Annotated in this window: 18 protein-coding genes; 3 read left to right on the forward strand and 15 right to left on the reverse strand. The window is 42.2% G+C overall.

Annotated features, from left to right (window positions below; translation table 11 throughout):
- Positions 1-171 precede the first annotated feature (171 nt).
- A complete protein-coding gene (locus LPA49_RS14900; RefSeq protein WP_036970026.1) occupies positions 172-1,395 on the forward strand; it encodes an EAL and HDOD domain-containing protein in 1,224 nt (407 codons plus the stop codon).
- A 66-nt stretch (positions 1,396-1,461) separates the two neighbouring features.
- Here the strand turns inward: LPA49_RS14900 and LPA49_RS14905 are convergent, their stop codons facing one another.
- Genes LPA49_RS14905 through ccmA form a run of 10 tightly spaced genes read right to left on the reverse strand, consistent with a single transcriptional unit; the run spans position 1,462 to position 9,177 of the window.
- Complete coding sequence (locus tag LPA49_RS14905; RefSeq protein WP_036970030.1) at positions 1,462-2,193, reverse strand: VacJ family lipoprotein; 732 nt, start codon at positions 2,191-2,193, stop codon at positions 1,462-1,464.
- 9 nt (positions 2,194-2,202) lie between these two features.
- A complete protein-coding gene (ccmI, locus tag LPA49_RS14910) occupies positions 2,203-3,465 on the reverse strand; it encodes a c-type cytochrome biogenesis protein CcmI (RefSeq protein ID WP_074988670.1) in 1,263 nt (420 codons plus the stop codon).
- Entirely contained in the window at positions 3,466-3,927 is a 462-nt protein-coding gene (locus LPA49_RS14915; RefSeq protein WP_036970035.1) for a cytochrome c-type biogenesis protein, read from the reverse strand. It abuts the gene before it with no gap.
- On the reverse strand, positions 3,924-4,496 hold the full coding sequence (locus tag LPA49_RS14920) for a DsbE family thiol:disulfide interchange protein (RefSeq protein ID WP_065978760.1): 573 nt from the start codon (positions 4,494-4,496) through the stop codon (positions 3,924-3,926). The genes LPA49_RS14915 and LPA49_RS14920 overlap by 4 nt, the downstream gene beginning before the upstream one ends.
- Positions 4,493-6,448, reverse strand: a complete 1,956-nt coding sequence (locus tag LPA49_RS14925; protein WP_230236975.1) for a heme lyase CcmF/NrfE family subunit — start codon at positions 6,446-6,448, stop codon at positions 4,493-4,495. Before LPA49_RS14925 ends, LPA49_RS14920 begins: the two co-directional genes overlap by 4 nt.
- A gap of 1 nt (position 6,449) precedes the next feature.
- On the reverse strand, positions 6,450-6,929 hold the full coding sequence (gene ccmE, locus LPA49_RS14930) for a cytochrome c maturation protein CcmE (RefSeq protein ID WP_036970044.1): 480 nt from the start codon (positions 6,927-6,929) through the stop codon (positions 6,450-6,452).
- On the reverse strand, positions 6,926-7,129 hold the full coding sequence (gene ccmD, locus LPA49_RS14935) for a heme exporter protein CcmD (protein ID WP_036970047.1): 204 nt from the start codon (positions 7,127-7,129) through the stop codon (positions 6,926-6,928). The genes ccmE and ccmD overlap by 4 nt, the downstream gene beginning before the upstream one ends.
- Positions 7,130-7,131: 2 nt before the next feature.
- Positions 7,132-7,869, reverse strand: a complete 738-nt coding sequence (locus tag LPA49_RS14940; protein WP_036970052.1) for a heme ABC transporter permease — start codon at positions 7,867-7,869, stop codon at positions 7,132-7,134.
- Position 7,870: 1 nt separating this feature from the next.
- On the reverse strand, positions 7,871-8,557 hold the full coding sequence (gene ccmB / locus LPA49_RS14945; RefSeq protein WP_036970055.1) for a heme exporter protein CcmB: 687 nt from the start codon (positions 8,555-8,557) through the stop codon (positions 7,871-7,873).
- Positions 8,557-9,177 (reverse strand): cytochrome c biogenesis heme-transporting ATPase CcmA, encoded by a 621-nt coding sequence (gene ccmA, locus LPA49_RS14950; protein ID WP_196857647.1) that lies wholly within the window; start codon positions 9,175-9,177, stop codon positions 8,557-8,559. The genes ccmB and ccmA overlap by 1 nt, the downstream gene beginning before the upstream one ends.
- A 102-nt stretch (positions 9,178-9,279) precedes the next feature.
- Here ccmA and LPA49_RS14955 point away from each other — a divergent pair, with 102 nt between their 5' ends.
- Both LPA49_RS14955 and LPA49_RS14960 read left to right on the forward strand, forming a co-directional pair.
- Entirely contained in the window at positions 9,280-11,841 is a 2,562-nt protein-coding gene (locus tag LPA49_RS14955) for a flagellar hook-length control protein FliK (RefSeq protein WP_230236979.1), read from the forward strand.
- Between the two features lie 6 nt (positions 11,842-11,847).
- Positions 11,848-12,156, forward strand: coding sequence for an EscU/YscU/HrcU family type III secretion system export apparatus switch protein (locus tag LPA49_RS14960; RefSeq protein WP_036970060.1), 309 nt, complete (start codon positions 11,848-11,850; stop codon positions 12,154-12,156).
- Between the two features lie 381 nt (positions 12,157-12,537).
- Here LPA49_RS14960 and LPA49_RS14965 read toward each other — a convergent pair whose 3' ends face one another.
- The 5 genes from LPA49_RS14965 to LPA49_RS14985 are packed head-to-tail and all read right to left on the reverse strand — an operon-like array spanning position 12,538 to position 15,965.
- Positions 12,538-12,939: a DUF2802 domain-containing protein gene (locus LPA49_RS14965; RefSeq protein ID WP_036970062.1), complete on the reverse strand. Its 402-nt coding sequence runs from the start codon at positions 12,937-12,939 to the stop codon at positions 12,538-12,540.
- A 16-nt stretch (positions 12,940-12,955) separates the two neighbouring features.
- Complete coding sequence (locus LPA49_RS14970) at positions 12,956-13,453, reverse strand: chemotaxis protein CheW (protein ID WP_036970065.1); 498 nt, start codon at positions 13,451-13,453, stop codon at positions 12,956-12,958.
- A gap of 21 nt (positions 13,454-13,474) precedes the next feature.
- Positions 13,475-14,221 carry a chemotaxis protein CheW gene (locus LPA49_RS14975; protein WP_036970068.1) on the reverse strand — a complete coding sequence of 249 codons (747 nt, stop codon included), beginning with the start codon at positions 14,219-14,221 and terminating at the stop codon, positions 13,475-13,477.
- Between the two features lie 2 nt (positions 14,222-14,223).
- Positions 14,224-14,994 carry a ParA family protein gene (locus LPA49_RS14980; protein ID WP_036970071.1) on the reverse strand — a complete coding sequence of 257 codons (771 nt, stop codon included), beginning with the start codon at positions 14,992-14,994 and terminating at the stop codon, positions 14,224-14,226.
- 11 nt (positions 14,995-15,005) lie between these two features.
- Positions 15,006-15,965 carry a flagellar motor protein MotB gene (locus LPA49_RS14985; RefSeq protein WP_065978756.1) on the reverse strand — a complete coding sequence of 320 codons (960 nt, stop codon included), beginning with the start codon at positions 15,963-15,965 and terminating at the stop codon, positions 15,006-15,008.
- Positions 15,966-15,969 lie beyond the last annotated feature (4 nt).

The raw sequence follows: 15,969 nt of genomic DNA on the forward strand, positions 1-15,969 counted from the left end.
ATTTAATTCAAGTTATAGAATTTAAGCACAATTTATCTTAGTCTTAAGGTCTTGAACAAGAGAATAAAATTACGTTTCCCGCATAAAATTTATTTAACTAATGCTATTTTAAGCTCAATGCAATATATTGCGGGAAGGAAATGAATTAACAGATGTGGACTTGCTTCAATTATGTATTTTTACGCTGCGCGCCAACCGATTTTAGATAAGGAAAAGAAACTCATAGGCTACGAGCTCCTCTTTCGGGATGGTGTAGATAATGTGTTTCCAGACATCGATGGCGATGAAGCAACTTCACGGCTTATTGAAGGGAGCCAGTTTAATTTCGGCTTAGAAGATTTAACCGACAATAAACCCGCTTTTATTAACTTTACTTTAGACACCTTACAAAAAGGCTATCCGCTGTTATTAGGTAAAGACCACGTTGTTGTCGAAATCCTTGAAACAATTCAACCGGGAAAACGCCTGCTTGCTTTAGTCAAAGATTTAAAAGAAAAAGGCTATACACTTGCCCTTGATGACTATATTCATCAACCTGTTTGGCGTCATTTTTATCCGTTTATCGATATTATTAAAATCGACTTTTTAAGCTCCGAGGCCGAGTCAATTAAAGAGGTAATTGAGGCAATAAAGCCTTTCCCTCATATAAAATTACTTGCTGAGAAAGTAGAAACCCACGAAAAGTATCAACTTGCTCTCGACCTAGGGTTTAGTTATTTCCAAGGTTTCTTTTTTTCAAAACCTGAAATGGTACAAAGTAAAACGCTGCCTCCTTCAGAGATGGCGCTTGCTGAGCTTTTATACGAAACATCGAGTGTTGATCTAAACCTTAAGAAAATCACTGAAGTCTTTGAGCGTGATGTTAATTTATCTTATAAATTATTACGTTACTCAAATTCAGCCGCGTTTAAACGCCGTGCAGAAATAAGCACTATTAAACAAGCACTTATTGTATTGGGCAGTGAAGAAATTAAACGCTTCTTATCGCTACTTTTTGCTGCACAAGTCGCTGCTGATAAGCCTGCAGAGCTTATTCGATTATCACTCACTCGTGCTCGATTTGCAGAGTTATTGGCAATCAGTCACGGAAAATTCCGTGATACAGGAATGGCATTTTTAACCGGTATGATGTCCTTAATGGACGCTATTTTAGATGAAGAGATGTCTAGCGTAATGAATAAGTTGCCGTTGGCAAACGACATTAAAGTTGCGCTTCTTAAAGACGAAGGCCTTTTAGCCAGTTATTTACGCTTGGTAAAACAATATGAGCAAGCTAATTGGCAAAACGCCAATGAAATACAGCAAGCACTTGGTCTGAAGCCTGAAGAAGTTCCCGATGCATACCATGACGCTGTTAACTGGGCGAATGAACAAATGGCTGTGTTTGGCGACTAATACCACCCCGCTTCATCCCCATAAAAAATGCCAGCATTCATGCTGGCATTTTTTATGGGATACTTTTTAAAGATTTTCTAAGAAGTCTTCATCAAAGTCATCAGGCTCTTTTTCGATGGGGGGATTGCCATCGTGAAGCTCATAGAGCTGGCGCTGAAAATAGACATCTTTTACGAAGATATACGGATCGAGCGACTCATTTAATAAACTTTCTTGGTTTATCAATGAGGCACGGGCCTCCACTGCTTTTAAAACAAAAACCAATACGGTTTGCGGCGTAGTCAGGGCTATTTCTGGTAATACGACGTTATCGACAACATCACCAGTTAAATTACGGGCTGTACTTGGTCCCATGCCTGGGATCATTAAGTAGGCACCATCACCAACTCCCCAAACACCCAGTGTTTGGCCAAAATCTTCATCCACTATCTCTAACCCCAGTGATGAAGCAACATCGAAGAGACCCAACAAACCGACCGTTGAATTGACTAAAAAGCGTGCCAGACTAATTCCCATATTACCAGGCTTGCCTTGAAGACCCGCATTTACCATGTCTGTTGGTGCAGTGATATTATCGGTAAAATTCACAATACTGCGTCTAACCGGCATAGGCGTAACGGCCACATAACCAACCGCTGCAGGGCGAAGAATGTACGCGTCGAGTACGTCCATATTAAAATCGTACATTGGACGGTTAAATGACTGTAACGGGTCACGCTCATCAACTTTTTCTTCAGGAATTTGTGCGCATCCTGCTAGCACTACAAAAAAGATAAAAAATATACTGTGCCTAAACATCGGCTATCCTTACGGTATTAACTCATTAATTAGCAACGCGTATTCTTTAACGTTTTTACGCTCTAAGACATCCGAATTACCTTCCAACTCGCCGCTAGAAGTTACCACAGTCTCATCTTTTGATAAACGCGCGGTTAAAATAATTTTATCGACACTCGATAAATTTAAACCATCAACCATGGCATTACTATCACTGAGGGTCACCTCAAGTGGAAAGCTATACTCGGTCATTTTCACAACAGCTAATGGCATTTGTGGACCACTGGCTGCTTTTGCGAAAATAAACAAAGTGCCATTTTCAGGTTGTTTATTGCTAAGTGATTCATCTAAATTGACCGTGATTTTAATCTCGCTGTTGCTATCATTGACTGCACCAGCGCTTGCGACTTGTTGCTCATTATTTAAATGTGCATCAATTTCAGCAATACGCTGTGCAATCATTGGATAACGGGGATCATTTTGCTCCATACTAGCAAGTAACACTTCGAATGCAGTTTTAGCTTGCAACCAATCCTTACGCTCATACGCAATAAGTGCTAACAATGAAATAGCATCGATATTGGTGGGCTCAGCCTTGAGCACGCGAGATAACATTGTTGCAGCACGTGACATGTTTGCGTCACTGCCTTCCATTAAAAGTACCTGAGAGTAACTGATCAGCACTTGTTTGTTATCAGGATTCATTTTCAACACTTTATCAAATGACTGCATCGCCATGTCGAACTCATTCAACGACATAGCAACACGTCCAAGCAGCATCCAAGCCACTTCATCGTCACCGCTTTGATCAAGCTTAGTACGCAGTGCTAACGCAAACGCTTGTAGCTCATTTGCTGTCAAAGGCTCACCACTTTGCATTACTGCACGCTCACCATATGACTTTAAGTTTGCCATGGCATCGTGCCAGCCTTTAATCTGTTGCTGACTGCCGGTGTAGCTGTAGAAAATAACCGTTAATGTAATTAAAAACACGGTTCCGGTTAGTGCAAAAATACGATTATTACCTTTACTATTCAGTGCTTTTTCTGGCGAAAGCTCGTTTAATAAACGACGCTTTAACTCAATAACCGATTCACTGTGCATATTTTTATCAATACGCTGGTTGTCTAAATCAGCTTTCAATTCTTCTAAACGTTGGTAATAAATTCGGATCAATTCCGAGTTTGCATTGTGATCAAGGCGTTGAATACGTTCGCGTTTAAAAAACGGCACCACAACAAACAGCAATGCAATCAGTGTGAGTAAAACAAAAGAAGCCCACATTAATGCCATTTAGTTTTGCTCCTGACGTTGATTTTGTTCAATTAACTTAGCGAGTAACGCTTCGTCTTCTGTTGTCCAAGTTTGTTTAACCGACGCTTTACGTTGACGCAAAACAATAAAGCCAAAACCCAGCACCACAATCAATACAGGTAACACCCACAACACTAAAGTTGCTGGTGTAACAGGTGGATCGTAGTGAACAAAATAGCCATAGCGATCAATCATGTAATCAATCACTTCCTCTTTGGTTTTGCCATCTTTAACGAGCGCCAACACTTTATCACGGAGATCCTTTGCGACAACGGCATCTGAATCGGCAATATTTTGATTTTGGCACTTAGGACAACGCAGCTCTTTCGTTAACTCACTAAAACGCGCTGCTTGTTCGTTATTATCAAATTGATATTTATCTTGCTCTGCAAAAGCACTCACCGTGATCAGCAAGCTTACTAAAAAAATCACCCACCTCATTGCTGTAGCTCCTGCATTAACGGTGCAAACTTAGCTCGCCATACACGCGGGTTAATATCGCCAGTATGGTGAAGTAAAATAGTACCTTGTTTATCAACTAAAAAGGTTTCGGGGGCACCCGATACACCTAAGTCGAGAGCCAAGGTGCGTTTTAAGTCTAAAATATTAAACTGGTATGGGTCGCCAGCACGATTGAGCATACTCGTGACATCGTCACGTAACGCATTAATATCAAATTGACCGTCAAAGTCAGGGTCATAACCTTGCTCATAGTACAAGCCGATAATTTTAACGCCTTGTTCTCTGAGCTCAGTTAAGTAGCCTAATTCAGCCAAACAGGTTGGGCACCATGTGCCCCATACGTTAAGAAGATACACTTCACCTTTTAAATCAGTGTCTGTCCAACGTTTAGACTCATCCATTAAATCAGGCAAATTAAAAGTAGGCATCGCTTGACCAATACGCCCTGTTTGCAATTCACGTGGATTAGCAAATAAGCCTTGGTACAAAAATACGCACAGTAAAACAAAAACCAGCAAAGGCGCTAATGCTAACAACTTTCGGTTCATGCTGCGGCCTCCCCATTCAATGATTTTTGACGGTAACGCTTATCGCCTAAGACTAAGAAACCCGCGAGTGAAATTAAAATACCACCAAGCCACATCCAACGAACAAACGGTTTGTGGTAAATACGCAACGACCACGCGCCTTGGCTAAGTTGCTCACCAAGCGCTAAATACAAGTCACGAGTAAACCCTGCATCAACCGCAGCTTCTGTCATAAATTGCATGCCAATGTCGTAACGACGCTTTTCTGCATGTAAGACGGTTACTTGCTTGTCGTTTTTAAACACGGTCACCACACCTGCATGACCACTGTAATTCGCACCACGGATTGCTTTAACACCGTCAAAACGATACTGGTATTCATTAAGCGCGACTTTATCACCCGGCTTCATCGATACATCGCGCTCAACTGAGTACGCAGAGGTTAAGGTAACGCCTGCAATTACAAATGCTAAACCAACATGACCCAATACCATCGCCCAATAACTCAAACCTAGACGTTTAAAGCCCTCAGACAATGTCGTGTGAATAGTCACTTTTGACACTAAATCGACAAACGTTGTGACAAAAATCCATATCGCCAGCGTTGTGGCTATAAACGTGATTGGCGCCACTACATCATAGCTTGAGTACAGCCATGCAGCAGTTGCAACAACACTGACTACTGCTGATAACGCAAGCTTATTTTGTAGCATTGACCACTTATTTTGTTTCCATCGTAGTAGCGGCCCAATTCCCATTAAAATAGCGAATGGAACAAGTAAAATAGCAAACATCTTGTTAAAGAATGGTTCACCAATAGAGATACTGCCTAAACCAAGCTCTTTATGGATCATAGGTAACAACGTACCTAACAGAACGATTAAAGTCGCTACAACGAGAAAGATATTATTAAGCCACAGTGCCACTTCGCGTGATGCAAACTTATATCGCCCTTCACTTTTCACTTGAGAAACGCGCAGTGCATACAGGCTCAACCCGCCACCAACAACAATCGCTAAAAAGGCCAATATGAACATACCGCGATTAGGGTCTGAGGCAAACGCATGCACCGAAACAATAATGCCTGAACGCACAATAAAGGTGCCTAATAGGCTCAATGAAAACGCAGCTATTGCCAGTAGTACTGTCCACGACTTAAATACACCACGCTTTTCTGTGGTCGATAATGAATGCAATAACGCGGTGGCAACAAGCCACGGCATTAACGAGGCATTTTCCACTGGATCCCAGAACCACCAGCCACCCCAGCCTAGTTCTGAGTATGCCCACCAACTGCCGATAGTAATACCAAACGTTAAAAAGCCCCACGCTGTCATTGTCCAAGGTCGAGACCATTTTGCCCACGTATTATCAAGCTTGCCGATAAGGAGTGCAGCAATCGCAAACGCGAATGACACAGATAAACCCACATAGCCCATGTAAAGTAATGGTGGGTGGATAATCATGCCAGGATCTTGAAGAAGTGGATTCAAATCTCGCCCTTCAACAGGGAAATAAGGCAGTAATCGTTCAAATGGACTCGACATTAACAAGGTGTAAAGCATAAAGCCCACGCCTAAAAAGCCTAAAACACCCAGTACACGCGCACGTAATACCCAAGGCAATGATTTAGAACGCATTGCAACAACCGCAGTCCACCCTGCTTGCATCACTAACCACAACAAAATAGCGCCTTCATGGCCCCCCCACGTCGAGGTAATTTTGTAATACCAAGGTAAGGTGCTACTTGAGTGGTAGGCTACGTACGAAACGGTAAAATCATCAGTTAAACTGGCATAAATAAGCGCAGCAAAAGAGAGCAGTACAAACACAAACTGGCCCACTGCCAGTGAGGGCGCCGCACGCATCAGGCGTAAATTACCAGTATGAGCACCCCACAATGGAAAAATACACAATAAGACACTGAGCACCATGGCCAGTGTGAGTGAAAAATAACCGAGTTCTGGGATCATATTAATTACCGCTTTCTAAGTTATAGGTCGGTTTTTCGTGCTTGATACCTTTCACTGCTTCAGCAACTTCCGCTGGCATGTATTCTTCATCATGCTTAGCGAGTACTTCAAACGCATCAATCTCGTTGGCATTCACAAGCACCCCTTGGGCTACAATCCCTTGGCCTTCACGAAATAAGTCTGGCAAGATGCCTTGGTAATTAATTGTCACCATTGGGCCTGTATCAATCAGTTTAAAACTGACTTTAAGGCTTGATTCATCACGCACAACAGAGCCTGGTACAACCATACCGCCAATACGCAATTTTTGACCTATGTGCGGCTTTTCTTTGTTAGGGCCTTTACCATCAACAAGCTCACTCGGCGTATAAAATAAATTAATGTTTTCTTGTAGTGCATATAGCACCAAACCAATCGTTGCACCCACACCGAAAATGATGGCGACAACAGCTAATAAGCGTTTTTTACGTCTTGGATTCATTGCCCTGCCTCTTGCTTCGCTTTTTTAATGCGCTCTTCTCGTTGTGCTTGTTGCTTAACTGAAGAGAAAATACGTTTCGTATCGTTTAACGAACTCACTAAAATACCAAGTAAAATTAATGCACAACTGCCAAATGACAACCACACATAAAAGCCATAGCCTCCCATGGCAATAAAATCTGCAAAAGAATCAAACTGCATGATTAACCTCGCTCAAGCATTTGACGCACCCACGGACGGTGCTTTTCACGCTGTAATATTTCATTTTTAAGACGGATCAACGTCACAGTCCCGACAAAGGCAGCAAACGCAACAATATTCACCATTAATGGCCAAAACATGCTTGGGTCAATCGCTTTTGTATCAAACTTTGTGATTGTGGCACCTTGGTGAAGGGTGTTCCACCACTCAACTGAGAAGTGAATGATAGGGAGGTTTATTACCCCAACAATGGCCAAAATACACGCGGCTCGCCCTGCGGCTTTCTTATCTTCAAAAGCATGGTATAGCGACAACACACCTAAGTATAAAAATAACAGAATAAGCTCTGACGTTAAGCGTGCATCCCACACCCACCAAGCGCCCCACATAGGTTTACCCCAGGCTGCTCCGGTGATTAATGCGATTGCTGTTACACACGCTCCAACAGGCGCAATTGCAATCACTGCAAGTTCAGCATTACGTAGTTGCCATACTAATGCGATCACTGCGGCAATCGCCATAGAGGAATAAGCACCCATCGATAAGATTGCAGATGGGACATGGATAAAAATAATTCGGTAGCTGTCTTTTTGTTGGTAATCTGCAGGTGCATAAGCCAGCCCCCAGACCCATCCAACAATCATACACACCACCGTCACGACGGCGAAATAAGGCAGTAAGGTGTTACACAATTGGTAAGCACGATCTGCTTTTGCGTAGGGATGTAACCACTTCCACATATTAACTTACACTCACTTTCAATGCTGACGATATGGCAATTGGCGCAGCTAAAATCGCAACGATTAGCATGGCGCCAAGGATTGCAAGCTGTCCACTATACGCAAGCTCCATTGAACTGGTGTCGATAGCAGATGTTGCAAAAATTAATACTGGGATATACAAAGGCAACACAAGTAAGCTCATTAAAATGCCGCCTTTTTGTAAACCCACCGTGAGTCCAGCACCGATTGCGCCTATAAAGCTTAGCAAAGGTGTGCCCAATAACAGGGTTAGCACTGTAGCAAGAAGTGCTGAACTTTCTAAATTTAATAACAAAGCGAAAACTGGCGTCATTAATACCAAAGGCAGCCCCGTAATCACCCAATGAGCAGCCACTTTAGCCAATACTGTCAAAGGTAACGGGTATGACGAAGCTATAAGCTGCTCTAATGTGCCATCGTGGTAATCATCACGAAAAAGTTTGTCTAAACCAAGCATGGTTGAAAGTAATGCGGCGACCCAAATAATACCCGGTGCCATTCGTGCTAATAAACCCGGTTCAGGTCCAATCGCCAGAGGGAAAAGAGTGATAACAATCAGAAAAAATAGAATAGGATTAACGATTTCAGCACGCTGACGAAACGCTAATTTAAGATCTTTTGAAAAAACCGCAGAGAACAGTTGCCAATAAGAGTGCTGCTTTACCATCAGTGGCGATACTCCAAAGTCACCGTTTTAAGGTCACTAAACTGTGTCGTTAAATCTTGGTGCGTAGTGAGAAGAATAGCCCCACCAGCATTTAAGTGTTCAACGAATCGTGCTTGTAAAAATGCCACACCGCTTTTATCAAGTGCTGTAAATGGCTCATCTAAAATCCATAACTTTGCACTGTTTAGCCATAGTCGCACTAAAGCCACACGACGTTGCTGTCCTGCGGAGAGCATGCGTACTGGCACATCTTCAAGTCCTACTAAACCAATTTTGGCTAAGATAGGATAGAGATCTTGCTGTGTATCGTAACCATTAATCTTTAGCCAAAATGCCACATTCTCAAGCGCCGTCAGTTGGCTATTCACACCTGTTTTATGACCGATAAATAAAAGCGATTGCGCATACTCATCGTAGTATTTTGCAATCGAACGCTCTTGCCATAAAACATCGCCCTCATCTGGCATAGCGAAACCAGCAATAATACGCAATAATGATGTTTTACCAGCCCCATTCGGACCAGCTAACTGCATAATTTGCCCCGATTTCAAGCTGAAATTAAGATCCGCAAACAAACAACGATCTTGCTTGATGCAGGTGACGGCCTTAATGTGTAACAAGATGATGATTCTCTATACCCAAAATTAGGCGTTAGTCTACCATAATGATAGGGTAATACGAATATTGCTTTATAACGATTAACTTATATTTGATCTAAAATAATGAATAAACAAAGCCAGTTGACTCTCACCACTCACCTAAACCTTGATCCAAAAGGCATACATTCGGCTGGTCAACAACACCCCAACGATGCGTTAAAAGCACTCACAGAACAGCACTTAACAGCACGCAATATTGTTGTAACTAAACATACTGTGCAAATGGATGTATTAATTAATAACAGCTGGCAAACCTTACGCTTATCGACAGAACAAGCGAACCCACAACTTGAGAAATTTTTAGCCGCAACCATTCAATTAAGCAGCGATGGTAAACAACTGACAATATCACCCTTACCCGTAACAATGACGCTGAGTAAAGCGCCTCAGTTACACGCTTTACTTAATCTGTTAACACAGGGTGACTCACGTACAACCGCTCCCTTACCTGCAAACCTTGCTGCAAAAAAGCCGGCTTTACAATTACCCGTACTCAATACTGAATTTGTACTCAATAACACCCTTGCAGCACTCTTAAAAACAGAAACCCCACTCAAGGCTGTGATAGTGCCTGCCAGCAATAAACACAACGAGTTTTCGCTGACAATCATTAACCGTTTTGGTGATTCACTTCACCAACAAAGCATTAGCCAGCAAAAGGTCGCAGAACTTTTGGCAAAACTCACACCTGAGCTAAACCTAAAGCTATCTGGGCAACAAGTGCAGTTGAACATACCTGAAAAGCCAACGTCCTCCTTAACAGTGCCATTAAATACTCTGCCCTCTAAGCAAGTAAAAAATATTCAAGCTCAATGGCAGTTAAGCCCGCTTAGTTTAATAATGACACCTAAAGCAATTAAAGACACTATCACGCTTATTAACCAAGCGCCTGCACAGCAAATAACACTTAAAAACTCTCTCGCAGAGACCTTTATTCAAGCACTGCAAAGCCAGCGCAATGCCTCCCCTAAACAGCATGTTGAATTAACGCCACTAAGCACCACAGACTCACCGATTCGCTCATGGTTAAAAGGCAGTTTTGCCGACCTAAAAACGCGCATAACCGATGCTGTTCGTTATTTCGAAAAACTACCCGCTGCAAATAAAGCCACAAATAATTCACTTGATGCTGCATTGAACACTAAAACCGACTCAATCAGTCAGCTTGGCTTTAATGCTAAACGACTCGATATTGTCAAACTCGCGGCTTTTGAAAATAACAGGCCAACCGAAACACGATTCCATCAGCCAACATCAGCAACCGCTGTGGCTGATGCACCAAAGACTCATGCCCCCTTAGCCAACACTTCAGGGACAACAGCTACAATACGAGCGCAGGTCGAAAACCCGATGCTGCCTGTTAGCTTTACTAAATCGGCGCCACTTGTTCAGCTATTTAAATTGATTAAAGCAAGTGTTTTTCCACGCATCAATAGTCAACAAGCAATTGAATTACAAAAACTAATCCCCGCTGAGGCTAATAAAACTCAGGGGACAGAGTCGCCATTAATAAAGCCTCACGCTAAACCTGTTGCAGCAAACCAAATGACACTGACCCAGCCGCCAAGTAATGTAGCAAGTATCAAAACGCAACCAGCGCTGACACACCCCAAGTTAGACAAACTGCTGACAGATGCGAGTAATACATTAAAAATGCAGCCACCTTATTTAGCGTTGAAAGAGCCTAACTTAGCGCAACCATTACAACCCATTAGGCCTTTAGAGGCGGCGTTAATTGCAAAGTTACTGCCTTTACCTAACACCAAAAGTAGCGCAGTCAGTGATCTTCCTGTACAGCTGAGTCAAAAAATCAATGAACTAAGTGAGCAGAACAAATCCCCCTCAGTCGATTTAAATAGATTGGTGAATCAAGCATTTAATAGAATGATATCAAATCAAAATGTACACCCTTCAACCATTGAGCGTGAGTTACTGAGCATTATAAGGCCCTCAAGTTTGACACCTCAAAGCCAACAAGCCAGTTTTACTCAAGGGCTTGAACAATTAGCTATAACCACACTCGCGGCCCCCATCGTAAGCCAAGCCCCTACAAATCTTAGTTTTAATAATCAAACAGGGCTTGATGCACTTTTACAAGTGTTAGTACCTAACTTTAAAGCCGTGAACAGTAATAAGTTACTCGAACAGCTTCAACAACCTAGCTTGCAAGCCATGGCCGCAGAAATAAGCCAAGTAAAAACAGCGCTCACTCAAGTGCAAGCAACACCGATTAACCAGCAACAAGATGCCAGCGCCCTCGCGCAATTTTTCTTACCCATGAAACTCCCCCCAGAAACAGGGCAAACAGAGATAAGTCTTGGGCAATACAAAAAACCCAGTAAAAATAAACTCGAGAGCAAGAATGTGTGGTTTGTTAGGTTAAACTTTGACTTTGCAACGCTTGGTAAACTGCAAGTAACGGCTGAGGTTATGGATACCGCGGTCGATTGCCAATTGCTTGCATCGTCGCAAGAGGTAACCGCTCTAGCGCACCCGCATTTAGATACACTGCGCCATAAGCTCGCTAGTCATGGTTTAAATGTAGGAGAGTTAAGTTTAAAACAAGGTGCAACGACTCATCAGGCATTTTATAAATCGCATGCCATCATCAACATAAAGGTTTAATATTCAATGAGCGAACAATACACACATAAGTCAGCCATTGGTCTTCTCTACGAAGCTGGAAACTCGCCAAAAGTAACCTGTAAAGGATTTGGTGAGCTGGCAGAAGAAATTGTGAAGCTTGGCGAACAAAAAGGCATTTTAGTTCATCAAGATGCTGATTTAGCAAAAACACTGTCACATCTTGAGTTAGGTGAAGAGATACCGAAGGAGCTTTATTATGTGATTGCTGAGCTTATTGCCTTTTCGTATGTTTTACGCGGTAAATTCCCCCCTGGTTGGCAAGATTTTCAAGGCAAGTTAAATATTCAGGCTTAAAAAGGAACGTCCTTTCACATCATTAAGTAATACCATTCCGCTTAATTAAGTGGTCTATTTTGAGGCAATAAAACCGCGTTGATAACAAGACAAAAATTTAGTTATTTAGTTGTTCTAAATCAGAAATTTTTAACGCAGGTAGCGACTGGTTTGATCACTCAAAATGATTAAGTATTTTTGCGGATTGGTATAATCTATATCAGGTAAAAAATGGTGTCGATGGCAAGGCAAAAATGTCGTTATTTAGTTGTTCTCGGCAATTGCTCCTGCCCTACCTCCTGCACCCATGCAGTCGTAAATCAGACATTTTTAACGCAGCTAGCGACAGGTTTAATCCCTCAAAATGATTAAGCATTAGTGCAAGTTGGCAAAAAGGTGCTCTTAAGCACCTTTTTGTTTATGAAGCGACATAAGTAACTCAGCTTCAGCTCTGGGTAGTTCACATTCGTGAATAATCTCTTCGAGATCAGCACCCAGTTCAACCATTTTGACCGCGCGCGAATAGATTTTCGCATTAGGATCATCATATTTTTGTGCGTCTTGCAGTTGCTCAAGCTCTTGGCTTTTTTCTTCCACTGCGACAACACGTTTGCCAATACTTAGCATTCCTGCGCGCATTTCAGCCACTTCACTACGCAGAATACTCAGTTGTTGTTGAGTTTCTTGCAGTTGTTTTTGCTTTGCTTGAATAGCCGCGGATTGTTTATTGTTATTAACAAAAATAAGCCCCAAACACACTAATACAAGTAGGATTGAGGCACCAAACAAGGAGTATAACAGCATATAATTTCCAAACGCTTTATAGTGCGCTCAGCTCGTCCCACTCATCGTCATTTAATAGCTTATTCAGATCAACCAAGATCAATAACTCACCATCACGGTTTGAAACGCCTTGGATAAACTTAGCGCTCTCTTCAGTGCCAATATTTGGCGCACTGTCGATTTCAGAGCTGCGTAAATAAACAACTTCAGCCACACTGTCGACTAAAATACCAATAACTTGTTTTTCGGCTTCAATAATAACAATGCGCGAATTGTCTGTTACTTCTGCACCCATTAAGCCAAAACGTGCACGCGTATCGATAACCGTAACAACATTACCACGCAAGTTAATAATGCCCAATACATAAGAAGGCGCGCCTGGTACAGGAGCAATTTCGGTATAGCGAAGTACTTCTTGTACTTGCATTACGTTAATGCCGTACGTTTCTGCTTCAAGTTTAAAGGTTACCCACTGTAACACTTCATCGTTGCTATCAGCATTTTTATTCGCTGACAGTAGTCTTTCTTCACTCATGCTATTACTCCGTAATAATAGTTACTGCTCACGGCTGTCTAAGCCTTGCTCTAGCAATTGATATAAATTTTCAACATCAATCAAGGCACACATTTTTTCTTTAATAACCCCAGCAAGCCAAGGCCGCTTACCTGATTTTGCTCGCCATTTTACATCTTCTTTGCGAAGCGTAATATTATTTACGAGCTTTTCAGCCAACAATCCCCATTGGCTATCACCTAAGGTGATTAAATACTGATAATCTAGTGATTGTTCTAGCTTTTCATTATACTTTTCTGGCATAACCCAGCGAGCGGTGTCTACCACATTCAGTTTTTCATCGCGGTTAAGCATGACCCCTTTAAACCACTTAGGCTTACCAAATAATTGGTTTACCTCTGCAAGCTGATGGATACCGCCTAATGCTTTTAACGGCACTGCAAGGGTTAACCCTGCCACCTCAAAAAATAAAGCCTGAAACTCACCATCAAAATAGTCTTCTTGACGTTCAGATGACGTTTTAGCTGCAATGTCATTGCTAGATTTCTCGACTATATCTTTGATATTAGCTTGGTTCTCGGTTTTCTCAAGCTCTTTAGTCGGTTCAACTAGGGGTATTTCGGGTTCAGGTGCCGCTTCTGGCGGAGCAATGTCTACTTTTGGTTGTTTTACTTGCTCCAGTAATTTTGCAACAGGCTCTAGATTTTGTTCAGCAGGTTCATCTTCGCACAGCAAGGCACCCAAGTATTGGGTCATCACTTTTTCATTGGCAAATAAATGCTTACTCATCGTTAACCTTGTGCAATTAAGAAATCAAGTAACGCGCGATATGCAAAAACCCCGCGTGAACGCGGGCAAAATTGAATCGGCACTTGTTGTGCCAAACTCGCATCTCTAAATTTTGTATCCACCGGCACTACACCAGACCACACTTTGTCTTTGTAATTATCCTGCAACGTTTTATAGGCTTCAAGGGATGCTTTAGTCCGCTTGTCGTACATAGTAGGGATAATTGTATATTGGTATTGTTTCGACTGTGAAGTTTGCATTAACTCCATAGTACGCATCATTCTATCAAGCCCTTTCAATGCCAAGAATTCAGTTTGCACAGGAACCAAAATACGCTCACTGGCAGCTAATGCATTAACCATTAGCACCCCAAGGACTGGCGGGCAGTCAATGATAGCGTAATCATAATGCTCACTAATTTTAGCCAGTGCTTTTTTTAAAATAAGGCCCATGCCATTTTTGTTGCCCATGCTTCTATCAAGCGTTGCTATGGCCATGGTCGCGGGCATTATATCAAGGTTTTCAAGCGTTGAAGGGCACAGCGCCTGTAAAATTTCTTCACTTGCCATACTATTGCCGCGGGCAAAAATATCATAAACACTGACTTCCAGCTCTTCTGAATCAATGCCAAAATAATAAGTAAGTGACGCATGCGGATCGGTGTCTATGAGTAAAACGCGCTTTCCTTGTAATGCTAGAATACCAGCAAGACTAACAGCTGTTGTTGTCTTCCCTACTCCACCTTTTTGATTCGCTACTGTCCAAATTTTCACATCACACCTTATTATTGTTCATTGCGCGTGGTAATTCGAATCCCACCATGGGGTAATTGAATCACTTTAATGGTGTTATCATTGCTTGGCAACTCAATTTCAGCAGGCTCTTCAGGTGCGACATCCATTGGTTGATCATTATTTTGCTTTGGCTCTGGCGGTAAACCGTATTTAGATAATGCCACCACGACTTTACGATTTTCGGCTCGACCTTGTGCTGTATCATTACTGGCAAACGGTGAATACTGGCCATACCCTTCAATTGCCATTCGTGCAGGGTTTATTCCTAAACTTTCAAGCTCAACAAGTATAGACGTGGCACGTGCAACAGATAATTCCCAGTTAGAACGAAACATTTCATTACGGATACCTTCGTTATCCGTGTAGCCTCTAACGCGAATATAGTTATCAACAGGGGCAATAATCTCTTTAACTAGAGCAACCACTTCCTTTGCTCGTTGTTGTGCAACTGCGCTACCCGATGAAAATAACATGCCTGAGCTCAATTCTATGATAAGCCAATCTTGATGAAGCTCTAAACTAGCCTCACCATCCCGAATTTCATCGATTAATGCTGATTGTAACTTGGTAAGCAAGCTATCAAGGGGTTTACCTAAGTGCTTTTTATCTATATTGCTGGTTTCACTTTGACCGTCGAGTAACTCGGGGCCTTGCTCATCTTTACGTATACTTTCACCGTACAAAATATCGTTTTCAGGGGTCACACGGTCAGTTAAAATACCCGTCCCATTGACGCCTGTGCCTGCCTGCTCCTGTTTGCGAGCTGACTTTTCAAACACCTGCTCAAGCGAATCAGACAAAATTTGAAAATCTTCATTCTTGCTAATAGCGATAGCGTACATAACAACAAAAAAAGCGAACATGATAGTCATGTAGTCTGCATAAGAGACTAACCAGCGCTCTGTGTGCTGGCTTTTTTGAGTGGTATGACGCATACGACGGCGCATCATAAAA

It is taken from the genome of Pseudoalteromonas sp. MB41 (assembly GCF_020966275.1).
Classification (GTDB): Bacteria; Pseudomonadota; Gammaproteobacteria; order Enterobacterales; family Alteromonadaceae; genus Pseudoalteromonas; species Pseudoalteromonas lipolytica.